The 24,130-nt window shown below is 36.8% G+C and carries 22 protein-coding genes; 3 read left to right on the top strand and 19 right to left on the bottom strand.

Translation table 11 applies throughout. From position 1 onward, the window contains the following. Positions 1-2: 2 nt before the first annotated feature. Positions 3-1,679, bottom strand: a complete 1,677-nt coding sequence (locus SJY24_RS11010; protein WP_000027116.1) for a DAK2 domain-containing protein — start codon at positions 1,677-1,679, stop codon at positions 3-5. Positions 1,680-1,701: 22 nt separating this feature from the next. Next, on the bottom strand, positions 1,702-2,064 hold the full coding sequence (locus tag SJY24_RS11005) for an Asp23/Gls24 family envelope stress response protein (RefSeq protein WP_000021109.1): 363 nt from the start codon (positions 2,062-2,064) through the stop codon (positions 1,702-1,704). Between the two features lie 375 nt (positions 2,065-2,439). Between SJY24_RS11005 and rpmB the strand changes: the two genes are divergently transcribed. Then, the gene (rpmB, locus tag SJY24_RS11000) at positions 2,440-2,628 is read left to right on the top strand and encodes a 50S ribosomal protein L28 (RefSeq protein WP_000124776.1); all 189 of its coding nucleotides are present in this window, start codon (positions 2,440-2,442) and stop codon (positions 2,626-2,628) included. Between the two features lie 73 nt (positions 2,629-2,701). On the opposite strand, the gene spoVM is transcribed toward rpmB, so the two are convergent. From spoVM to SJY24_RS10915, 17 genes are all read right to left on the bottom strand, one after another. Further along, positions 2,702-2,782: a stage V sporulation protein SpoVM gene (gene spoVM, locus SJY24_RS10995; RefSeq protein WP_001213599.1), complete on the bottom strand. Its 81-nt coding sequence runs from the start codon at positions 2,780-2,782 to the stop codon at positions 2,702-2,704. 66 nt (positions 2,783-2,848) lie between these two features. Continuing rightward, positions 2,849-3,490, bottom strand: coding sequence for a thiamine diphosphokinase (locus SJY24_RS10990; RefSeq protein WP_377864639.1), 642 nt, complete (start codon positions 3,488-3,490; stop codon positions 2,849-2,851). Between the two features lie 139 nt (positions 3,491-3,629). Then, complete coding sequence (rpe, locus tag SJY24_RS10985; protein ID WP_000589964.1) at positions 3,630-4,274, bottom strand: ribulose-phosphate 3-epimerase; 645 nt, start codon at positions 4,272-4,274, stop codon at positions 3,630-3,632. A gap of 2 nt (positions 4,275-4,276) precedes the next feature. Beyond that, positions 4,277-5,158, bottom strand: coding sequence for a ribosome small subunit-dependent GTPase A (gene rsgA / locus SJY24_RS10980; protein WP_377864638.1), 882 nt, complete (start codon positions 5,156-5,158; stop codon positions 4,277-4,279). Positions 5,159-5,581: 423 nt separating this feature from the next. Further along, the gene (gene pknB, locus SJY24_RS10975; protein WP_377864637.1) at positions 5,582-7,555 is read right to left on the bottom strand and encodes a Stk1 family PASTA domain-containing Ser/Thr kinase; all 1,974 of its coding nucleotides are present in this window, start codon (positions 7,553-7,555) and stop codon (positions 5,582-5,584) included. An 8-nt stretch (positions 7,556-7,563) separates the two neighbouring features. Next, positions 7,564-8,316, bottom strand: coding sequence for a Stp1/IreP family PP2C-type Ser/Thr phosphatase (locus tag SJY24_RS10970; protein WP_000648692.1), 753 nt, complete (start codon positions 8,314-8,316; stop codon positions 7,564-7,566). A gap of 4 nt (positions 8,317-8,320) precedes the next feature. Next, a complete protein-coding gene (gene rlmN / locus SJY24_RS10965; protein WP_070144606.1) occupies positions 8,321-9,409 on the bottom strand; it encodes a dual-specificity RNA methyltransferase RlmN in 1,089 nt (362 codons plus the stop codon). A gap of 4 nt (positions 9,410-9,413) precedes the next feature. Beyond that, positions 9,414-10,748 (bottom strand): 16S rRNA (cytosine(967)-C(5))-methyltransferase RsmB, encoded by a 1,335-nt coding sequence (gene rsmB, locus SJY24_RS10960; protein WP_377864636.1) that lies wholly within the window; start codon positions 10,746-10,748, stop codon positions 9,414-9,416. Next, positions 10,745-11,689 carry a methionyl-tRNA formyltransferase gene (gene fmt / locus SJY24_RS10955; protein ID WP_377864635.1) on the bottom strand — a complete coding sequence of 315 codons (945 nt, stop codon included), beginning with the start codon at positions 11,687-11,689 and terminating at the stop codon, positions 10,745-10,747. The genes rsmB and fmt overlap by 4 nt, the downstream gene beginning before the upstream one ends. A gap of 22 nt (positions 11,690-11,711) precedes the next feature. Then, positions 11,712-12,182 carry a peptide deformylase gene (gene def / locus SJY24_RS10950; RefSeq protein ID WP_002014496.1) on the bottom strand — a complete coding sequence of 157 codons (471 nt, stop codon included), beginning with the start codon at positions 12,180-12,182 and terminating at the stop codon, positions 11,712-11,714. A gap of 11 nt (positions 12,183-12,193) precedes the next feature. After that, complete coding sequence (gene priA / locus SJY24_RS10945; RefSeq protein WP_377864634.1) at positions 12,194-14,599, bottom strand: primosomal protein N'; 2,406 nt, start codon at positions 14,597-14,599, stop codon at positions 12,194-12,196. Next, positions 14,596-15,801 carry a bifunctional phosphopantothenoylcysteine decarboxylase/phosphopantothenate--cysteine ligase CoaBC gene (coaBC, locus tag SJY24_RS10940; RefSeq protein ID WP_377864633.1) on the bottom strand — a complete coding sequence of 402 codons (1,206 nt, stop codon included), beginning with the start codon at positions 15,799-15,801 and terminating at the stop codon, positions 14,596-14,598. The genes priA and coaBC overlap by 4 nt, the downstream gene beginning before the upstream one ends. 196 nt (positions 15,802-15,997) lie before the next feature. Beyond that, positions 15,998-16,210, bottom strand: coding sequence for a DNA-directed RNA polymerase subunit omega (gene rpoZ / locus SJY24_RS10935; protein ID WP_377864632.1), 213 nt, complete (start codon positions 16,208-16,210; stop codon positions 15,998-16,000). Positions 16,211-16,212: 2 nt separating this feature from the next. Next, positions 16,213-16,830 (bottom strand): guanylate kinase, encoded by a 618-nt coding sequence (gene gmk / locus SJY24_RS10930; protein WP_001257739.1) that lies wholly within the window; start codon positions 16,828-16,830, stop codon positions 16,213-16,215. A gap of 13 nt (positions 16,831-16,843) precedes the next feature. After that, complete coding sequence (gene remA, locus SJY24_RS10925) at positions 16,844-17,107, bottom strand: extracellular matrix/biofilm regulator RemA (protein ID WP_001251456.1); 264 nt, start codon at positions 17,105-17,107, stop codon at positions 16,844-16,846. Between the two features lie 67 nt (positions 17,108-17,174). Next, positions 17,175-18,050: a YicC/YloC family endoribonuclease gene (locus SJY24_RS10920; protein ID WP_377864631.1), complete on the bottom strand. Its 876-nt coding sequence runs from the start codon at positions 18,048-18,050 to the stop codon at positions 17,175-17,177. Between the two features lie 99 nt (positions 18,051-18,149). Next, positions 18,150-20,873: a calcium-translocating P-type ATPase, SERCA-type gene (locus SJY24_RS10915; protein ID WP_377864630.1), complete on the bottom strand. Its 2,724-nt coding sequence runs from the start codon at positions 20,871-20,873 to the stop codon at positions 18,150-18,152. 105 nt (positions 20,874-20,978) lie between these two features. Between SJY24_RS10915 and SJY24_RS10910 the strand changes: the two genes are divergently transcribed. Together SJY24_RS10910 and SJY24_RS10905 are read left to right on the top strand one after the other, a co-directional pair. Further along, positions 20,979-22,688: an Rqc2 family fibronectin-binding protein gene (locus SJY24_RS10910; RefSeq protein ID WP_377864629.1), complete on the top strand. Its 1,710-nt coding sequence runs from the start codon at positions 20,979-20,981 to the stop codon at positions 22,686-22,688. Positions 22,689-23,056: 368 nt separating this feature from the next. Continuing rightward, the gene (locus SJY24_RS10905; protein WP_377864628.1) at positions 23,057-24,127 is read left to right on the top strand and encodes a M24 family metallopeptidase; all 1,071 of its coding nucleotides are present in this window, start codon (positions 23,057-23,059) and stop codon (positions 24,125-24,127) included. Positions 24,128-24,130 lie beyond the last annotated feature (3 nt).

The raw sequence follows: 24,130 nt of genomic DNA, 5'->3' as shown, positions 1-24,130 counted from the left end.
TCTTATTCTACAGAGAAGATGAAAGAATACACCGGTTGGTTCCCTGCATGTACTTCTACTTCTGCATCTTCAAAGTTCTCTTCAACAAACGCGACTAATTCAGCCACTTCTTCGTCTGTTGCATCTTCACCTTGTAGAATCGTTACGATTTCAGAATCCTCATCAATTAGTGCTTCTAGTAATTGCTTCGCAGCTCCTACTTTTTCAGCGTTTGTTGACACGATTTTCCCATCTGCAATACACATGAAATCATCTTTTTGAATTGCCACACCGTCAATTTCCGTATCACGAACAGCATACGTAATTTGACCTGTTTTCACATGAGATAAAGCTTCGTTCATGTTTTCTTTATTCTCTTCTAACGTTCCAACTGGATTAAATGCTAACATTGCAGCCATACCTTGAGGAACTGTTTTCGAACGAACAACAATCACTTCTTGATCTACTACTGAAGCTGCTTGTTCTGCTGCCATTACGATATTCCCGTTATTTGGTAAAATGATGATCTTTTCAGCATTCGCCTCTTCAATCGCCTTCACGATATCCTCCGTACTTGGATTCATCGTTTGGCCACCTTCGATAACTTTCGTTGCGCCAATGCTCTCAAATAAAGTTTTAATACCAGATCCCATAGCTACAGTCACAATACCATACGGTTGTTTCTCTTTTGGTTGATTCGTTTGTTCAGGCACCATAGTAGGTTCATCTAATAAAGCCGTATGCTGTTCACGCATATTTTCTACTTTGATCTTAATTAGACTACCGTAGCGTTGTCCATAGTTCATAGGATCTCCAGGATGTTCCGCATGAATATGAACCTTAACAACCTCATCATCTGATACAACAAGTAGTGAATCTCCGTACACACTAATATCTTCACGGAATTTTTGTTCAGAGAAATTATGTTCCTTCATTTTTTCAGGCTCTAATTTCACCATGAATTCCGTACAATATCCATACTTAATATCTTCTGTACTCAATTGGCTTTGTACACTACGGTGATGTTCTGCGCGTACCATGTCATTCATAGATGGTTGCGTCTGCACATTAGAAGAAATCGTTTCTCCTTTTAAGTCAGCTAAAAATCCTTCATATACAACAACTAGACCTTTACCACCGCTATCTACAACGCCAACTTGTTTTAATACAGGTAATAAATCTGGCGTACGATTTAACGATGCATTCGCTTCTTTTACAACGTCTTCCATAAACAAAACAAAGTCGCGCTGTTTTTTCGCAACTGTCACTGCATATTTACCCGTTTCTCTTGCAACCGTTAAAATCGTTCCTTCAATTGGTTTCATAACCGCTTTATATGCTGCCTCTACTCCAGCTTCTAAAGCTGCAGCAAAATCAACTGTTGTTAATTCTTCTTTTTGTTCAATGGATTTAGAAAAACCACGGAATAACTGAGACAAAATAACCCCAGAGTTACCACGAGCTCCCATTAATAATCCTTTGGCTAAACTTACGCCGACTTTACCAGCATGCTGTGAAGGATTTTCTTTCACTTCACGTGCGCCTGAAGTCATTGATAAGTTCATGTTTGTACCGGTATCGCCATCTGGAACTGGAAATACGTTTAATGCATCAACAAGCTGAACATTATTTGTTAAATTATTTGCTCCTTGAATGATCATTTGTGATAAACGTTTTCCATCAATTTTTTGAATTGACACAGATTTTCCTCCTTAATGCACATTACAAGTTTATTACTTTAACTCCTTGTACGTAGATGTTTACAGAATCTACTGCTAGTCCTACAGTTTGATCTAATGTATATTTCACTTTAGTCTGCACGTTATGTGCTACTTCTGAAATTTTCGTACCATAGCTCACAATAATATACATATCAATATGTACTTCATCTTCATCTTTACGAACAATAACACCTCTAGTGAAGTTTTCTTTTCGTAAAATGTCTGTTAATCCATCTTTTAACTGATTTTTTGATGCCATACCTACGATACCGTAGCAATCTACTGCGGCACCTCCAGCAATTGTTGCAATTACATCTGTACTAATATCAATTTGACCGTACTTCGTTTTAATTTCAATTGACATCTCGTTTCCCCCTTCATAAATGGTGAAAGTGAGCTAGACTACTTTAGTTACTATCATATAATCTTTTTAAAGAAAATTCCATCGTTCTTTCTTTTCACTCTCATATTTTATGTTTATACTACACTTTTCTATGATGAGCAAAATAGTCCATTGTTATTATACAACATGTACCACTATAATATGTCAAGCAATTTTTCTTGATTTCAGCTTTTCTTCATTGATATATGGTGTCAAGTAATTTTTCTTGATTTCTTTTTTCTACGGTGTTGCATTCTCTTTTTAGTTGTGTTAAATTATAGTAGTGTTTTTAGCATCGCAAAAAAGACTAACATTGAAAAATTACGCATGGTAAGGTATCAAGGGAGGGAAATATAAATGGCTCGTGTTTGTGCTATCACTGGAAGAAAAGCTCGTTCTGGTAACTCTCGTTCTCACGCAATGAACGCTACAAAACGTAAATGGGGCGCTAACCTTCAAAAAGTTCGCGTACGCATCGACGGAAAAGTTCAACGTGTTTACGTTTCTGCTAGAGCATTAAAATCTGGCAAAATCGAACGTGTTTAATAATAAAAAAAAGAGCCGCTAGGCTCTTTTTTTATTATACCAATGGAAAAAGCACCGGTAATAGGTGCTTTTTTTAGTCTTTTTTGAAGGTATTTAACATCGCACGTACAATTCCACCAAGAAATTTAGGTAACTTAATTGTATAAAATCTCATGGTTTCCCTCCTAATCCCCATTACTCCACTTGTTTACTATATGATGCAAGGAGCAAAATTGTTTCTTCAATCAGTGCTTCTTATCATCATTAATATGCCAGAGGTAAATGAAAAATTACCTTTTTCCACAATGAGTTCATTACTAATACAAAGTGTCGATCCCCACTCTATTGTTTTATTAGTAAGAGAGTACTTAAATCCACGTAATGTAATACCTTCAACTGTTTCAGTAACCGGTACAAAGGATACATAAGGAAAGTTTTCATTTTCTTCAATTATATGTGTACCAACTTTTTTTACTGTTATTTCATTTTTATTGTCTACAATACACATTTCTATCTCTGCCGCTAAACCTTTTAAAAGCATTTGTATATTTGCCAAACCATGATCAAGTCTTCCACCAGTCGCGCCAAAAATACGAATTAATTTCGGTTTTTGTTCTAAAGCCCAGCTAATTGCAATTTCTAAATCTGTTTGATCTTTTTCTCGCGGAACAATATGTAACTCATTTGTTTGCTGCCTCATCCATGCTAACTCATCCTCAGTAACCGAATCGTAATCCCCAAACGCGACAGTCGGAGTGATTCCACTTTTTAACAAACGGTACACTCCCCTATCAACCGCCGCCCACACTACTTCTTCATTTTCATATCGAGAAAAATCTGCGCAGTATTCTACAGGTCCTCCTGCCAAAATATGAACAATCATTTTTTCTTCCCCTTCTATTGTAAAAAGGCAATCTGCCTTTCGGTAGATTGCCTTTCTCCTTATTTTTCGCCCTATCCTGTATAAAATAGTGAAGTCTTAATTAACTAGATGCTTCACTAGAATAAAGGCCATTCATTCTTTATCCACGAATTATACGAATTGCTTCACCGCGGTCTTTTTGATTGTATACTGCTGATCCTGCTACAAGAACATTCGCTCCTGCTTCAACACAAAGTCTTGCCGTTTCAGCGTTTACACCACCATCAACTTCAATTTCTACTTCTAGATTTCGCTCTTTAACCATTTCTGCAACTTCTTTAATCTTCGGTAATACAGAATGAATAAACTTCTGTCCACCAAATCCAGGATTTACTGTCATTAGTAATACCATATCTATATCTTCTAATACATGTTCAATTACCGATACTGGCGTATGCGGATTTAATACAACCCCTGCTTTAATGCCATGAGATTTAATTAACTGAATTGTACGATGTAGATGAGGACACGCCTCTACGTGAACAGTAATAATATCCGCTCCCGCTTTTGCGAAAGTCGGGATATAGTTATCAGGATTTTCAATCATTAAATGTACATCTAATGGTAATGATGTAATCGGACGGATAGCTTCTACAATTAATGGTCCAATCGTAATATTTGGTACGAAATGTCCATCCATTACATCGACGTGAATGTAATCAGCTCCACCTTTTTCTACATCTTTAATTTCTTCCCCTAATTTTGAAAAATCTGCTGATAAAATCGATGGCGCAATTTTAATCATGACTAATACCTCGGCTTTCTCTCTCTAATTTCTTCTACGAATTGTTTGTAATTCTTATAACGATATTCGGTTATCTTTCCTTCTTCAACCGCAGCTTTCACCGCACATTTCGGCTCAGAAAGATGTGTACACCCTCTAAATTTACAGTATTGGCTCGCTTCTTTCAACTCTGGAAAACAATATGTAAGATCTTCTACCTCTATATCTATGAAATCAAGCGAACTAAAACCAGGTGTATCCGCAACAAGTCCGCTCCCAACTGTAATTAATTCCACGTGTCTTGTCGTATGTTTCCCGCGCCCTAAATGTGAAGAAATATCATTTGTTTTCAATTCTAAATCTGGACGTAAAACGTTTAACATTGAAGATTTTCCAACACCAGATTGTCCTGCAACGACAGAAATACAGCCTTCTAAGAATGGTTTCAAAATATCGATACTTTCCGATGTATTTATAGAAGTAAATAATACATCATAACCGATTTCACGATAATCATTTGCAAAAGCTTCAACAGTTTCCTTCATTTTTTCATTCACTAAATCCATCTTACTAATACAAATAATCGGCTTAATATTATGATATTCAATCTGTACTAAAAATCGATCTAACAGTCCGGGATTAAAATCTGGTTCTACTGCAGAGAAAACGAGAATCGCTTGATCAACATTAGCAATAGGAGGTCTAACAAGTTCATTTTTTCGATCAAATACTTCTAACACATATCCTTCACTCGGATTATCTGCTTGAAAAACGACTTGGTCTCCTACAAGTGGCGTAATTTTATTCTTTCTAAATACACCACGCCCGCGACATTGTGTAATTCCTTCTTCATGCTGCACATAATAAAATCCACTTAGAGCTTTTACAATTTTTCCTTCTGGCATATAATTCTCCTTTATTTTGTATAAAGTGCAACTGTAATTAATAATGAATTGACTAGAGTTCTTTAAACAATTATTTAAAAACTAACTAAATATACACCCAGTTAATATATTTAAACTACCATCACATTCAAAATATTATTCACAATCATATCACCTTTATAGCTTTTGAATCATATATTTTTGCCTGCTATACCATCCATTATATAGACAGCTAACAGGCAAGAGTAATAAAGTGAAACTTTAATCATTGGGGTTTTATCGATCCCCTCTGATTAGTAAAAACCCTCACCAATCGGGCTTTTACGGGCAGTCAATTCCTGCCTACCTTCTTTGCTTTACAGCCGAATTTTGAGGCGGGAGTCTTACTACCAACAGATAGCAGGACAAATTCCATCCCCTATAAAACAAGAATGGAATCCATTATTATTGAGCTGGATATGGTACTTCTTTTTCTATAATCGTTACTCCATCTCGAACAATTTTATAATGTCCCTTTGAACCTTCTTGAATTACAAATTCTAAAGAAATAGTCGCTGACTCAGTAATCGTTCTCGTTTCAACTGGTCTATCCATTTTTTGCTGCATATCTTCTTTATAAATTTCTATTGTTTGCGGTTTTTTCTCACCTGTTGCAGAAGCTTCATATGGGATAGAAATATTATCCACTTTTACTGTTTTCGTCACTTTGGGCTTCGGGCCATCAGAGATAACAATCGTTACTTTATCTCCTTCTTTTAAAGGCGTCCCAGGTTTTGGAGATTGAGAAATAACAAGTCCCTTTTCAACAGTATCTGAATACTCCCTTTTTATATCAGAAACAAGCTTTCTTTCATTTAAGTAACCTTTTACACTATTTTCAGTCCATCCTGAAAAATCACCTGGCCTAATTTGATAAGGCCCTTTACTTACCCAAATCTTCAGTTCTTGTTCTGCCTCTATAACCATTTGATCAGGCGTTGGTATTTGCTCTACGATTTCACCTTTCGGCTTATCATTTTCAATAAAATTAATGGTAACCTGTTTATATTTTTCTTCTAACTCAGCTCTTATACTCTCGAAATCTTTTCCTGTGAAATCACTCATTTTACTTTTCTTTTTTCCACCTGATTGATAGATAGTAATTTTAGAGCTTTCTTTCACTACTCTTCCGGCTATTGGATCTGTTTTTATCACTTTTCCCACTTCAACATTATCTGTATATACAATGTTAGGTTCTGTAACTTCAAAGCCTTTTTCAACTAATGTATTTACAGCTGTCGTATACTTCATACCAGCCACATCAGGAACCTTCACATCTTTCGGAATAAAGAAGCCTGGAATAACAGTAAGCGCTAATGTTATCCCTATTGCTAAAAGTAAAAATGTTGTAATTAAAACCTTCAGCCATTTGTTACTGCGCTTTTTCTTCTTACCTGATTCGGTCTCTTCTTTTCTTGCTTGTTCATCCACTTTACTTCCTTTTAGCACAATTGTTTCATCACTCACATTTTGGAATAATTGTTCTTGTTGAATGATTGGAATCGCTTTCGTTGCTTCCATATCTTCTGGTATGTAAAATGGTTGTTCATTTATTCTTTCTGGATATAGCGCTGTTTCAATATCTCGTTTCATCGCGTTAGCAGATTGATATCGATGGAACGGATCTTTCGCAGTTGCCTTTAATATAATATTTTCAACACTTTGTGGAATATTTTCATTCCATCTTTTTGGAGATGGTATTTCATTTTGTAGATGTTTTAAAGCTATTGCAACAGCAGATTCACCCGAAAACGGTTGTCTTCCTGTTAACAATTCAAACATAACAATCCCAAGTGAATAAATATCTGATTGTTTATTCGCTATACCACCACGTGCTTGTTCTGGTGATAAATAATGCACCGAACCGAGCACCGAATTTGTATGTGTAATCGTTGCTGCACTTGTAGCTGTCGCAATTCCAAAGTCTGTGACTTTTATCACTCCATCATCTCGGATCAAAATATTGTGCGGTTTAATATCGCGATGCACAATCTCAAAATGATGGGCGTGTGCCATGGCGGATGTTAACTGCTCCATTATATCAAGAGCTTCTCCTATCGGTAACATCCCTCGATCAATTATGTATTGTTTCAATGTTCGTCCAGGTACATATTCCATTACAAGATAATATATACCATCCTCTTCCCCAACATCATACATATTCACAATATTTGGATGCGACAACGTTGTAACAGATTGCGCTTCTCGATGGAAACGTTTAATAAACTCTTCATTATTTGAATAGTCGAGTCTTAATATTTTTACCGCTACATCTCGGCCAAGTATTTCATCATGAGCTAAATATACATTGGCCATTCCTCCACCGCCAATCATTTTCAGCAGCTTATAACGGTCATTTAAGCGTTTTCCAATCAGCACGTTGCACTTCACCTACTTTCGTTTGCCGAATCCGCATAATCAATAATAACGAGGGTGATATTATCTTCTCCACCACGATCATTTGCTAATTGAATGAAATGCTCTCCCTTCGCCTCGAGCTGTTCATTCAATTGTAAAATTTGTTGCATATCAGCCATAGGGACTTTGTTAGACAATCCATCAGAGCAAAGAAGCAATTGATCATCTTCTTCGAGAACTAATGTTTTAACATCTAATCCGACTGTTTCTTCTGTACCTAACGCTCTTAATAGAACATTCTTTTTCGGGTGATATTCTGCATCTTCTTTTGAAATTTCACCGTGCCTAACAAGTTCATTTACAAGTGAGTGATCTTCCGTTATAAGCGATATTTCTCCCTCTGATACCATATAACAACGACTATCTCCTATATGACCTATTGTTACAAAACTAGGTGTACAAATCGCTACGATAACCGTTGTTCCCATGCCATTACATTCTACATGCTGCTTAGAGTAAGCATATATGCGCTCATTAATAATTCCAACGTTAGTATGTAACCACTTTTCTACCTTTTTAGGCTCATTCATATTATGCGTTTGCTTCCAATAATCATGGAATAATTGAATAGCCATCGAGCTAGCTACATCGCCAGCTCGATGACCTCCCATTCCATCTGCTACTACCGCTAAAATATTTCCATCTAAATTGTGAAAAACTCCTGCACTATCTTCATTATGTTGACGAACTTTCCCTTTATCCGATAGAAACACGGCTTTCATCTCGTCACCTCGTCTCTTCTTTGCGCTCCTTTGCACGCAACTGACCGCAGGCTGCATCAATATCATGACCTTGTTCACGGCGAATTGTTACATTCACTCCACGATCTTTTAGCGTCTTTTCAAATAAGAAAATTTGCTCTCGTGGCGTACGTACATAATCACGTTCTGGCACGTAGTTTACCGGAATTAAGTTTACATGACATTTTACACCTTTTAAGAGCGCAGCAAGTTCTTCAGCTTGCTCAACTTGGTCATTTTCTCCTCCAAATAAGCCATATTCAAACGTAATACGACGCCCTGTTCTATTTACATAGTATTTAACAGCTTCCATTAAATCTGGTAGCTTATAAGCACGGTTAATCGGCATTAATTTTGAACGTAACTCTGTATTTGCAGAATGCAATGAAATCGCAAAATTAATTTGCATATCTTCTTCAGCGAACTTATAAATTTTTGGAACAATTCCACTTGTTGAAACTGTCATATGTCTTGCACCAATATGAATTCCTTTTTCATGATTTACAATGCGTAAGAATGACATTAAGTTGTCGTAATTATCAAATGGCTCTCCGATTCCCATAACAACAAGAGAACTTACACGTTCTTCTGTTTCATCAAGCGCACGCTGAACTTCTACTACTTGCGCTACAATTTCTCCAGCCTCTAAGTTTCGTTTTAACCCACCAAGTGTAGAAGCACAGAACGTACAGCCAATGCGGCAACCCACTTGTGTTGTTACACAAATGGAATTTCCATATTCATGTCGCATTAGTACCGTTTCAATAGAGTACCCATCGTATAACTGGAATAGGAATTTAATCGTTCCATCCGAAGACGTTTGTTTTACTAAAGTATTTAAAGTAGTAATATCAAAGGAATTCGACAATTTATCGCGCAATCCTTTAGCAAGGTTTGACATATCCTCATAATTTTTTACACGTTTTTTATATAGCCAATCAAAAATTTGTCCTGCACGGAACTTAGGTTCTCCTTGTTCCTTTAACCAATCTTGCATTTCATGAAGTTGTAAAGAATAAATTGATGGTTTCTTTGTTTCTAGATTTTTCTTTTGTTTTTTTACAGTCGTTTCCATGATGCTACACCTTCTTTCTTAAACAAGCAATATAAAAGCCATCTGTTGCAAAATAATGCGGTAAAATTCGTACTTGACCTTCATCAATGTACGGACTTAACTTTTCTGGCATGCGATCTTTTATCGTAGTATCCCATTCAAATTCAGGATGCTCTTGTAAAAATTGCTTTATTACTTGTTCATTCTCTATTTTTTCAATTGTGCACGTACTATAAACAAGGCGACCACCTTGTTTTAACAATGGTGCTATTTTTTCTAGTATCGCAAGTTGAATCGTTGATAATCTTTCACTATCGCCCTTATCTTTCCCTAACTTAATATCAGGTTTACGTCTTATAACACCGAATCCTGAACATGGCGCATCTACTAATATTTTATCAAAGGTTTCATTTTCAAAATGCTCTTGAACTTTTCTAGCATCTAAAGCCATCGTTTCTACATTTTCTAAACCAAGTCTCTTTGCTTGTTGTTCAATTAAACGTACTTTATGTGCGTGTAAATCAAGCGACATTACCTTACCTGTTCCGTCCAAACGCTCTGCAATATGAGTTGTTTTTCCGCCAGGAGCAGCACAACTATCTAGAACTGCATCTCCTTTATTCGGTTCTAAAGCACGTGCTACAAGCATTGAGCTTTCATCTTGAATAGAAAGGAAACCTTTTTTGAACGCTTCTGTATGTGCGACATTTCCTCTTTCAATTTGAATTGCATCCTCTGACAATTCGCCACGTTTTGCTTCTATACCCTCATCAGCTAATAACGCAACCGCTTCTTCTACCGTTACTTTATCAACATTTACACGCGCTGTTGGTACAGGTGGCAACATATTTACTTCACACATTTTCTCTGCTGTCTCTAAACCATATTCGGATGCCCATTCTTGTACAAGCCACATTGGATGACTTGTTGCAATCGCAAGTCGTTCTACTGGATTATTGATTTCTTCTAACGAAGGTACACCTTCTCGCTGAATTGAACGCAATACTCCGTTCACCATGCCTGAAATCCCTTTATGTCCACGACGCTTCGCAATCTCAACAGCTTCATGAATAGCCGCTCTTTCTGGAACTCGGTCTAAATATAGCATTTGATATAAAGATAGGCGAAGCAGCACTCTTACCCATGCTTCAACCTTCTTTTTTAAAAATGGTTGTAAATAGTAGTCTAATGTGTCACGACGTTGAATCGTTCCATATACCATTTCAGTTAATAAACCAATATCTTTTCTATCAATTGTATTTTTTTCAATCAGATTATTTAAAAGTAGGTTGCTATATGCACCACTTTTTTCTACTTGAATTAAGCCATCCAGAGCTAACTCACGAACATTTTGTCTCATTCATTTTCTCCTAACTTCGTACCAATTTCAGGTTTTGTTCCACGTAAAAATTGTGAACAACTCATACGCTTTTTACCAGACGGTTGCAATTCAGTGATTTTAACACCTGTCTCATTCCCTGTTGCAACAACAAATCCATCTTCTTCAAGAGCTACTATTGTACCTGGTTCAGCTTTCTCTGTAATAGAGACCTTCTCTCCCCACCATACTTTAATAACTTGTCCTGCCAAAGTTGTATAAGCAACTGGCCATGGATTCAATCCGCGAATGTGATTGTATACTTCTTCACCTGTTTTTGTCCAATCAATTATCTCTTGCTCACGTTTAATATTATATGCAAACGTCACTTCAGCTTCACTTTGTTTAATTGGTTCTAGTTTACCCTGAATTAGTAAAGGAACCGTTTTAGATAAAAGGTGTGCTCCTGCTTCGCTTAACTTGTCAAATAATGAACCTGTTGTTTCACGCTCTTCAATTTCTACTTCTACTTGCGTTAATATATCACCAGCATCTAATTTTTCTACCATATACATAATTGTAATACCTGTTTTCTCTTTACCTTCCATGATCGCATAATGAATTGGTGCACCACCGCGAAGTTCTGGAAGTAATGACGCGTGGACATTAATACATCCATACTTTGGCGCTTCTAAAATTTCATTCGGCACGATTTGTCCAAATGCCGCTGTTACAATTAAGTCTGGCTCTAGTGCTAATACTTTTTCATATTCGTCTTTTTCACGAATTTTTAACGGCTGCAATACTGGAATACCATGTTTCTCCGCTTCTACTTTAACAGGAGTAGGTGTTAAAACCTTTTTTCTACCAACTGGACGATCAGGTTGCGTTACAACACCAACTACGTCATATCCGTCCTCGATAAGACGACGAAGCACCGGCACAGAAAAGTCCGGTGTCCCCATAAATACTGCTTTCATCATTCAAAAACCGCTCCTTTTAAACCTATTCTAATTCGCCTGCTTCATAATATCTCTTCACTTTAGATGTAAATAAAACACCGTGTAAATGATCGATTTCATGCTGAATTGCACGCGCTAAGAAGTCATCCGCTTCTAATAAAAATATTTTACCGCGACGATTTTGCGCACGTACTTTAATGTAATCTGCACGCTCCACTTCACCATAAAGTCCCGGAAAGCTTAAGCAACCTTCGGGACCTACTTGTTCACCACGTTTTTCTAAAATAACAGGATTAATTAATTCAATTTTACCCGTATCATCACCGATATCAACAACAGCAACTTGTAAGCTTACACCTACTTGTGGCGCAGCTAGACCAACGCCGTCTGCAATTAACATTGTTTCATGCATATCTTTTAACAATTTCACTAACTTTTTATCAAAGTTAATTACTCTTTCGCATGGTGTTTCTAATACTTCATTTGGATGCTTTACAATTTCTAAAACTGCCATATTTCCCTCCGCTACATTAACATTGTTGGATTAAAATCAATTGAGATTTGTAGCTCTTTTTGCATTTCTGCTTGATAATGTTCATTTACCATTTTGAGCACGTTCTTTAAGTTTGGTTCCCGTTTGTATTTTATCATGCATTGGTAACGATATCTATCTTTTATCCTTGGAATCGCTGAAGCAACTGGGCCTAACACCATTGTTTGTTGTGAGCAATGCGTTCGTAAATGACCGACAATTTTTTCCGTCACTTGGACTGCCTTTAATAATTCTGGATGAGATACGGTTACAAGTACAACGTAATAATACGGCGGATATTGTCTTGTTCGTCTCATTTGCATTTCATATTCAAAAAACACATCATATTGCTGATTCTTTGCTAATTCTACACTGTAATGTTCCGGTGTATACGTTTGAATTACAACTTCCCCTGGCAATTCATGCCTTCCAGCACGTCCACTCACTTGCGTCAATAGCTGATAGGTCTTTTCACTCGCTCGAAAATCAGGTAAGTGAAGCATCGTATCTGCTGTTAATACACCTACAAGCGTCACTTTCGGAAAATCAAGTCCTTTTGCAATCATTTGTGTTCCCAGTAATATATCTGCTTTCTCTTCCCCAAATGCCTTTAATAATTTTTCATGCATTCCTTTACGGCTTGTTGTATCTACGTCCATTCGAATGACTCGCGCCTGTGGAAATAGTTTTGTGATTTCTTCTTCTACCTTTTGTGTACCAGTACCAAAGAAACGAATATATGTACTATTACAAGCCGGACACTCTGTTGGCATATTTTCCTCATGGCTACAATAATGACATTTTAAACGATGATTCATTTTGTGGTATGTCAACGAAATATCACAATGCGGACATTGTACGACATATCCACAATCACGGCACATCACAAACGTAGAATGTCCCCTTCTATTTAAAAAGAGAACCATTTGTTCTTTCTTTTCTAATCGATCTGCTATTTTCTCATGGAGTGCCTTTGAAAACATTGAGCGATTTCCATCACGAAGTTCTTCACGCATATCTACAATTTCTACGGTCGGCAAAGCTTGTTCATTCATACGTTTCTCCATCGTCAGTAGCTCATAGACACCCTTTTTTGCTCTAGCAAATGATTCAAGTGTTGGGGTTGCACTTCCAAGAACGATTGGGCACTTATGATATTGCCCTCTCCACACCGCTACATCTCTTGCATGATATCTCGGATTATCTTCTTGCTTATAACTCGATTCATGCTCTTCATCTATAATGATAATTCCTAAATTTTCAAAAGGAGCAAAAATAGCTGAACGTGCACCAACTACAACTTTCACTTCTTTTCTTAAAATCTTTCGCCATTCATCATATTTTTCACCAACTGAAAGCGCACTATGAAGAACCGCAACTTGCGAACCGAACCTACCTTTGAAACGATCTACCATCTGAGGCGTTAACGCGATTTCCGGAACAAGTACAATAGCTTCTTTTCCCTTTTTCAACACCGCTGCTATAGATTGTAAATATACTTCTGTCTTCCCACTTCCTGTAACACCATATAGTAAAAATGGATTATAAGTTTCATTTGCAATTGATGATAAGATCGGTGTAATAACTTGCTTTTGTTCCTCAGTAAGGGGAAATGGTTTCGTTTGTTCAAAATCATCATCGTCATATGGATTCCGATATACTTCCACATACTTTTCTGAGATTAGCCCCTTTTTAACAAGTGCTTTTATTGGAGCATCTGTTATTTGCAACTCTTCTGTTATCACTTTCAACGGTACACTTTTATAATTTTCCACAAAATAATAGAGTACATCTTGCTGTTTTTTACTTTTCAGTTCAAATGCCGCTAATTCTAATTTATCTTCTGGCAACTCCGGCTGTACTACTCTTTGTTTCTTTTTCTGAACTTTATCCTTTACCTGATAAACAACTTCAATCGTTCCATTTTTAATTTCTTGTTGAATAGTGCGATATAGATGCGGCTGCATCTCGACAGCTTCCCAATCTATCGTTTCCTTCCCATGGAATAAACTAAGAATTTCTGGCGTTACTTCTTCTTGTTTACGAAGTTGTAGCCGTTTTTTATACGTCGCTTTTATCGCTGTCGGAAGCATCACTTGAAAAGCTGAAATCATATAACATAACGTTTCACTTGTAAGCCAATATCCAAGCCTTAATAATTCCTCATTTAAAACAGGAGTAACATCTAATATTTCATGGAGTGCCTTTAATTTTTTACTTTCTACCTCAGCCGAGTCCTTTATGCCAATAATAAAACCTTGCAATTTTCTTGGACCGAATGGAACTACTACACGCATTCCTGTTTGCACGATATCTTCCCATTTTTTAGGGATAATATAATCAAACGGTCGATCTGTTTGACGTGCAGGTACATCAACAACTACACTTGCAAACTTCATACACGATCATCTTCTAACATCATTTCGATTTGCTTTAATATTTCACGAGCCACTTCTTTCTTCGTTAAAAGTGGTAACTCAATAATCTCTCCATCTTTTCTATACATTGTTACAATATTCGTATCTGTACCAAAGCCAGCTCCTTGCGCCTTCACATCGTTCGCAACAATCATATTTGCATTTTTCTCACGTAATTTTCTCGTCGCATATTCCTCTATATTCGTCGTTTCAGCTGCAAATCCGATAAGTAACTGTCGCTCTTTTTTCTCACCTAATGTTCTTAAAATATCTACTGTTCTTTCCAATTCAATAACAGCATCGCCATTTTTCTTTTTCATTTTATTATCGTGAACATATTTTGGGCGATAATCTGCAACTGCCGCTGTCTTGATAACAACATCTACATTCTGATAATTTTGAAGAACTGCCTCTAACATATCTTGTGCAGATTCTACTTGTATTGTTGTTACATGTAATGGCGGATTTAATGCTGTCGGTCCTGACACAAGTATGACATCAGCACCTAAGCTTGCTGCAACTTCTGCAATCGCATACCCCATCTTTCCAGAAGAAAAATTCGTCATAAAACGGACTGGGTCAATCTTTTCACGTGTCGGACCAGCCGTTATTAATATTCGCTTTCCTTGCAATGGTTTTTGTTCTGAGAAAACCTCTTCTAACCTTCCAATAATCACCTCAGGTTCTTCCAGTCTTCCCTTAGCTATATAACCACATGCTAAAAAGCCTTCGCCAGGCTCAATAAATGTATATCCTAACGCTTTTAACGCCATCATATTTTTTTGAACAATTTTATTTTCATACATATGCACATTCATAGCAGGCGCAATCCAAACTGGAGCTGTAGTAGCCAACAACGTAGTCGTTATCATATCATCCGCAATACCATTCGCTAACTTCCCAATGCAATTCGCTGTAGCAGGTGCCACAAGTACAACATCTGCCCAATCCGCTAAATCAATGTGAGCGATAACCGCTGAGTCTTTTTCATCAAACGTATCCGTATATACATCGTGGCGAGAAAGCGCTTGAAATGTAAGAGGTGTAACAAACTTCATTGCCGATTCACTCATCATTACTTTTACAGTAGCACCCGCTTGTGTCAATTTACTCGTTAACGCAGCTGCCTTAAAAACTGCAATGCCTCCTGTTACACATAGAAGTATCTTTTTCCCTTTTAGCATATGACTCGTCCTCTTTCTTTTTCAAACTTATTCTACTGAAATAGAATTTTCAGCTCGTCAGTACCAATATGTTGTTCCACCTTTTTACGATTATTTCTTCCCTATCATAAAAAAATAACAACCTACTTGTAAATAGGTTGTTACCGTTACATAGAAAATTATAAAGTCTATGTTTTAATTTGTCGAAAAGAATGTCTTAATCGATGATTTTGTCTTCGCTTGGTACATATTTTAATACTTCTGCATCGATTTCTTCTAATGATTTACCTACACATTTATGAGAAACAGGTTGCTCAAGAACACAATTGTTCGCAAGTTGCATTTCACGCGCACGCTTTGCAGCTACTGTTACAAGCGTATATTTAGAATCGATTTTTGTTAATAATGAATCAATTGATGGATTTAACATAATTATAGACCCTCCGTCATTTCTTTATAATATTTTGCTACTCTTTCGCGGCGGCAATGTTCGCCAACCACAATTGCTTTAATTCTGTCGCAAGCTAATTCAACTTGATCGTTTTCTACAACATAGTCATAAGCGTCCATCATTTCGATTTCTTCTTTCGCTACAGTTAAACGATTTTCAATAACATCTTCAGTTTCTGTACCACGACCGACAATTCGGTTCTTTAGTTCAGATAAACTTGGAGGTGCTAAGAAAATAAATACACCTTCAGGGAAGGCTTTCTTAACTTGAATTGCTCCTTGTACTTCAATTTCTAGGAACACGTCTTTTCCTTCTTGTAATGTTTTTTCAACATAATCAATTGGTGTTCCGTAATAATTACCAACAAACTCAGCCCATTCAAGTAACTTTTCATTACGAATCATTTCTTCAAATTCTTCTCTCTCTTTAAAGAAATAATCTACACCATCTACTTCACCTTCACGCGGTTTACGCGTCGTTACTGAAATAGAGTACTGAAAACGTGTATCCTCATGGCTAAACAGCTCTTTTCGAACCGTTCCTTTACCAACCCCAGAAGGTCCTGAAAGAACGATGAGCAATCCTCTTCTACTTCTCATAAATATGTAAAACCTACCCTTCCTCACTTAAATCTTCTTTATTATTCAAACGATGTGCAATCGTCTCTGGCTGAATTGGACTTAATACTACATGCCCATCATCCATCACAATAACCGCCCTTGTTTTTCTCCCATACGTAGCATCAAGCAAAGCATTATGTTCACGTGCTTCCTGTACTGTTCGTTTAATAGGAGCTGACTCCGGACTTACAATAGCAATAATTCGATGAGCAGATACAATATTTCCGTATCCAATATTTAAAAACCGCATGGCCATAGTTTGCGCCTCCTAGTAAGTCTATCCGATTTCTCCACCACGTATAACTTTATATATTTTTTGAAAGCTACTCAATATTTTGTACTTGTTCACGAATTTTTTCAAGGTTATTTTTCATTTCTACAACATATTTTGAAATTGTTAAGTCATTTGCCTTAGAACCAATCGTATTAATTTCTCTATGCATCTCTTGCACGATGAAGTCCATTTTCCTTCCAACAGGCTCTCCAATCTGCAGTGTTTCACGAAATTGATCTAAATGACTTTGTAAACGAACTAACTCCTCGTGAATATCACAACGCTCTGCAAACATTGCAACTTCTGTTAGCAATCTTTGTTCATCTAAATCTTGATTATGTAATTCTTTTAAGCGATTTTCTAATCGTTCACGATATTTTTGTGTAACAATTGGTGCATGTGGAATAATTGCATTTACACAATTGTGAATCTCTTGCAAACGATACGCTATATCTTTATGTAATCGTTCTCCTTCGCCATCTCTCATCGTTTTTAACATATGAGCAGCTTGACGAACAGCCTCATATAAACTGTTTTCAAATTGTTCATTTACATTTTCTATTTCTTCAATTGCCGTTACTTCTGGCATTCCCATTAGTTGCCCGAGTGTAATAGAATCTTGTAATTGAAATTTCCCTTTTATATCTTCCATAATGGATTGGTACTGCTTGAGAAGCTCCCAATTCACACTTAATTTTCTTTCAACAAGCCCTTCACCTGTTATACTAATAGACACTTCAATACGTCCACGGCGAACTTGTTCTGCAATTATTTTACGAATTTTGTCTTCAAACACCATCATTTGCTTCGGAAGTCGAATACTCATTTCTAAAAAGCGATGGTTCACCGACTTCATTTCTACTGTTATTTGAAAAGTATCATTTTCTACTTTCGACCTTCCAAATCCTGTCATACTACAAATCATCTTTATCACATCCAAGCCATGAAATAACTCAATGAAAAAGGTAATAGAGACAAGGCTCTACTACCTTCTGTAAATTATATCATATTTTCATATCATTGACTATTTCAAGTTTAATCCCTTCTTATATAACAGTGGCTTTTTCTTTTTATCCTTTTTTCTTGTTAATAAAGATCCTACTAATAAGAAAGTCGGAATAGATGATAATCCTACAATTAACAACCAATCTCGTGCTTGTATCGGCATTGTGCTAAAAATCGGCTGTAATGGTGGATAATATATAACTACAAGCATTAACAGTAAAGAAATAATAACCGCCCCTACTAAATATACATTTCCAAACGGGTTACGATGAAATATAGAATGTTCACTACGACAATCAAATACATGAATAAGCTGAGCAAGTACTAATGTTGCGAAGGCTACCGTTTGTGCATACTTTAATTCATTTGGATGCTGGTTAAATGCAATAATAAACGCTACTAATGTCACTGCTCCGATTAGAAAACCACGACTTATAATTTTCCACGCAAGCCCTCTAGCGAACACCCCTTCTTTCGGATGGCGTGGTGTTCTCTTCATGACATCTCCTTCAGGCTTATCCAAACCTAATGCCATCGCTGGTAAACCGTCAGTAACTAAGTTCACCCATAAAATTTGAATTGGAACCATTGGCAATGGCAGTGCAAGTAACATCGCAAATAACATAACTAAGATTTCACCAACGTTAGATGCTAGCAAATATCGAATAAACTTCCGAATATTTTCATATATGTTTCTACCTTCTTTAATCGCCGATTTAATCGTAGCAAAGTTATCATCTAACAAAACAAGTGAAGAAGCTTCTTTTGCAACATCTGTTCCTGTAATTCCCATCGCAATCCCTATATCAGCTGTTTTAATAGCTGGAGCATCGTTCACTCCATCACCTGTCATAGCTACTATATGCCCCTTATTTTGCAGCGCCTTAACGATTTTCAATTTATGCTCAGGAGACACTCGAGCGAATACATACGTATCTTCTACAATATCTTCTAATGCCTCTACATCCATATTCGCAAGTTCTACACCTTCAACAACGCGTCCACCCGCTGGTAAAACCCCTAACTGTTCCGCAATTGCCATTGCTGTCACTTTATGATCTCCTGTAATCATTACCGTTCTAATACCAGCTTCCTTACACTCCTTCACCGCTTGCGCCACTTCTGGTCTTGGCGGATCTATCATTCCTTGTATTCCAACAAGCATAAAATCCTGCTCTACTTCTCTTTCATGCTCAATTGAATCTGTAGCTTTTAACGGTTTAAATGCCACCGCAATCGTTCGTAAAGCTTGACTTCCTAAACTATGAATCGCTGCCTGCACTTCTTTTCGATACATTTCACTTAAAGGCTGCTGTTTATTCCCCCATAAAATCGTTTGGCTCATTTGTAATAGAACATCTGGCGCTCCTTTTGTAATAACAAATTTTTTCCCTTCACGATCACGAACGATAACGCTCATCATTTTTCTAGTTGAATCAAAAGGAAATTCACGAATGACTTCAAACTTTCCTTTGAGAGCTTCACGTGATATTCCCGCCTTCATTGCAGCAGCTACGAGAGCTCCCTCTGTTGGATCTCCATCTAACACATACGTCTTTTTCTTTTGAATAACATTCGCATTATTACATAAACAGCCAAATGTGAGTAGTTGATACAGTGATTTCGTCTTAGTAGGGTCAATTACTTCTTCACCTTTCATAAACGAACCCGTTGGCTCATAGCCTTGACCTGTTACTTTCCACAATTCTCCGCCTGACCACATATGTGTTACCATCATTTTGTTTTGTGTCATTGTTCCTGTTTTATCTGAGCAAATAACAGAAGCACACCCTAACGTTTCTACAGCTGGCAACTTTCGCACAATTGCTCTCTTTTTAATCATGCGCTGTACACCAAGTGATAGCGCAACTGTAACAATAGCTGGTAATCCTTCCGGAATAGCAGCAACTGCGAGCGAAACCCCAGCCAAAAACATGTGATACACTTCATTCCCCTGATATACACCAGCTAATACTACAAGAGCTGTCAAAATAAGAGCGACAATAATTAAAATTTTCCCTAGCTGTTCTAACCTTCTTTGTAATGGTGTTTCCATTTGCTCAGCATTTTGCAACATATTTGCAATTTGGCCCATAGCTGTATTCATTCCAGTCGCTATGACTACCCCTGTTCCAGCACCTCTCGTTATCATCGTCCCCATAAATGCCATGTTTTTTTGATCACCAATTGAAACATCCTGGCCTTGTAATGCTTCTACCTTCTTTTGTACCGGTACTGACTCCCCCGTAAGAGCAGACTCTTCGATATATAAACTTGAAGATTCCACAAGACGAACATCCGCGCCAATACGATCACCACTAGAAAACTTAATAATATCACCTAAGACAAGCGCTTTAGACGGTGCTTTTATCCACTTTCCATTTCTTAGTACCGTAACTTGAGGAGCTGCCAACTCTTTTAAAGCTTCCAACGATTTTTCAGCTTTCCTTTCTTGAAAGAAACCGAGGATACCATTGATAATAACGATTGCAACAATTGCAATTGAATCGATATATTCTCCTAAAAAAGCTGAAATAATTGTTGCACCAAATAAAACAAGTACCATAAAATCTTTAAATTGCGCTAAAAACACCATAAGTGCAGAAGGCCGCTTTGCTTCTTGCAATTCATTTGTACCAAATTTCCTTAATCGCCCCTCTGCTTCTTGCTCTGTAAGACCTACCTCCACATTCGTATTCGTTCTTTCCTCCACTTCATGTGCTCGCATTTCATACCAATTCATCCTGCCATCGACCTCCTGATTCCAGACATACTCTAATGAAAGCTTATTCAGCCTCGTCCAAAAAAATGCTATAATTAACTTTTAGTTAGAAAGGAGTGTTCATTTATGGCATTCGATGGATTATTTACAAGAGCGATTACACATGAAATTGCAAATTCTCTTTACACGGGAAGAATTTCCAAAATATATCAACCTTCAAAATACGAGATTTTATTACATATTCGCGCAAACGGAAAGAATCAAAAACTGATTCTCTCCGCTCATCCGACATATGCACGTTTACACTTAACAAACCAAAATTACGATTCACCTGCACTTCCACCAATGTTTTGTATGCTTCTCCGCAAGCATTTAGAAGGTGGTTTCATTGAAAAGATTGAACAAATTGATTTAGAGCGCATTATTCAAATTACAGTTCGCAGCAGAAATGAAATTGGTGATGAATCACTAAAGACATTAGTAATTGAAATCATGGGACGACATAGTAACATCATTTTAATAGACACAAAAACAAACAATATTTTAGATAGCCTAAAACACGTTTCTTTAGCAGTAAACCGACATCGAACTGTATACGCTGGAGCTGAATATATTGCACCACCAGCACAACATAAAATTAACCCGCTTCAGATTGAAACAGATGATGAATTTATTAGACCGCTAGACTTTCTATCTGGAAACATGGATAAACAGCTTGTCGGTACCTTTACTGGAATATCACCGTTATTCGCAAAAGAAGTAGTGACAAAAGCTGGTATGGTAAATGAAAAAGCATTATCTGAAGCATTTTTCTCCATACAAAAGCCATTACTAACTCATACATATTCACCAACAATGAGTACTGCAAACGGGAAAGAATTCTTTTATCTTTTCCCTCTTACGCACTTGCAAGGAGCAGAAAAAACATTCTCATCAGTAAGCGAATTGTTAGATCGCTTCTTCTTCGGGAAAGCGGAGCGCGACCGTGTAAAACAACAAGCTCATGATTTAGAACGCTTTATGCAAAACGAAAAAAATAAAAATGAGAAAAAACTCATTAAGCTAGAAAAAACATTACAAGATGCCGGGAAAGCAGATAAATATCAACTTTTTGGAGAGCTACTTACAGCCAATATGTATGCTTTGAAAAAAGGTGATAAAGATATTGAAGTCGTTAACTATTACGATGAAAATGGTGGGACTGTAAAAATCACATTAGATCCTTTAAGAACACCATCCGACAATGCACAACGCTATTTCCAAAAATATCAAAAAGCAAAAAATTCAGTTGTTGTTGTAGAAGAACAAATCGAAAAAACAAATGAAGAAATTCTTTATTTTGATAGCTTACTTCAACAAATGGAAGCTGCTTCTTCAAAAGATATCGAAGAAATTCGCGAGGAATTAGCCGAAGAAGGTTATATGCGCAATCGCAAAGCAAAAAATGCTAAGAAGAAACCAACTAAACCGGTATTGGACAAATATTTAGCTAGTGATGGAACAGAAATTTTCGTCGGCAAAAACAATAAACAAAATGATTATTTAACAACGAAATTTGCCCGTCGTGATGAAATTTGGTTACATACGAAAGACATACCTGGCTCTCATGTTGTCATTCGTTCTTTGGAACCCGCTGAAGAAACTTTACTAGAGGCTGCAAAAATCGCCGCTTATTACAGTAAAGCAAAAGAGTCTAGCTCTGTACCTGTTGATTTCACGAAAATACGTCATGTCAAAAAACCGAGTGGTGCAAAACTTGGCTTTGTTACATATGACAATCAGCAAACTGTATATGTAACACCAGATGCTGATACTGTAATGAAATTAAAAGCATAAATATTAAAAAATGCGTTGCTTGCAAGCGACGCATTTTTTTTATGGTTTCAATTTAGTTCATATATCCATTCACTCATTCATAACATCCTTCTTCCCTTCAATATTGTCAAAAAAATTGACAGTGTCATTTCACATCTGTATAAATTTTTTTACAGTATGTATATAAAGTGCACCTCCAATCAATATTTTTTCATCCCCCCACTGATTATTGAAGTAATCTTGATTTTATGAACAAACCGCCTCCCACAAATAGCGGGCTAATTTTTTATCTCCCCTAAAACATATGTAGTTCCTACTATCTTTTCTTCAAATATACATTTTGGCACGCTATTTGCTTTATTCAATACTGTGAAAAGGGGGAAATTAACATGACTTTAAGAATTAATAAAATCCAAAATCAACTACAAAAATATGAAATTGACGGATTACTTATTACAAAAAAAGAAAATCGCCAATATGCAACAGGATTTACAGGCAGCGCTGGCGTCGTCTTAATCTCTGCGGATAAAGCGGTTTTTACAACTGATTTTCGCTATGTAGATCAAGCGAAATCACAAATAAAAGACGCTGAAATTGTTATGCATATAGGAAATTTAGAGAAAGAAGTTGCAAATCAAGTATCGAAATTAAACATTCAAAAACTTGGGATTGAAGAAAATAACATGACATTACAACAATATAAGAACTTACAAAAGTATATACATGTGGAAATGGTGCAAGTGTGCGAAATCATCGAAAATATTCGTATTATTAAAGACACACCTGAAATAGAAACAATGAAAACTGCGGCTAATATTGCTGACGAAGCATTTCACCACATCCTTACATTTCTAAAACCAGGAATAAGTGAAACTGATGTCCGAGATGAATTAGAATTTTTCATGCGAAAAAAAGGGGCTACATCCTCATCATTTCAAATTATTGTAGCTTCTGGCGTTCGCTCTTCTCTACCTCATGGCGTTGCATCGAATAAAATAATCGAGCACGGCGATATCGTTACATTAGATTTCGGTGCACTTTATAACGGATATTGTTCCGATTTAACACGTACTGTAGCGATCGGCGAACCATCGGAAGAATTCAAAAAAATATATAATGTTGTATTAGAAGCATTAAAGCGTGGAACTGAAGCAATTAAACCTGGAGAAACTGCGAAAAGTATCGATGATATAACGAGAGATTACATTATAGAACATGGATACGGTCAATATTTCGGACACTCTACCGGTCATGGTCTTGGGTTAGAAATACATGAACCTCTTCGCCTATCCCAAGAAAGTAAGGCTACTTTAGAGGAAGGTATGGTTGTTACTGTTGAACCTGGTATTTACATACCGAACTGGGGCGGCTGTAGAATTGAAGATGATATTGTCATCACAAAAGAGGGATATGAGGTTATTACAAAGGCAAATCGGGAACTAATTGTCATTCCCTGTTAAAAA

This window comes from Bacillus sp. R86525 (genome assembly GCF_042466195.1).
Taxonomy (GTDB): domain Bacteria; phylum Bacillota; class Bacilli; order Bacillales; family Bacillaceae_G; genus Bacillus_A; species Bacillus_A nitratireducens.
The sequence above is the reverse complement of the archived record's forward strand: the minus strand, read 5'-3'. Positions and strand labels throughout refer to the sequence as shown.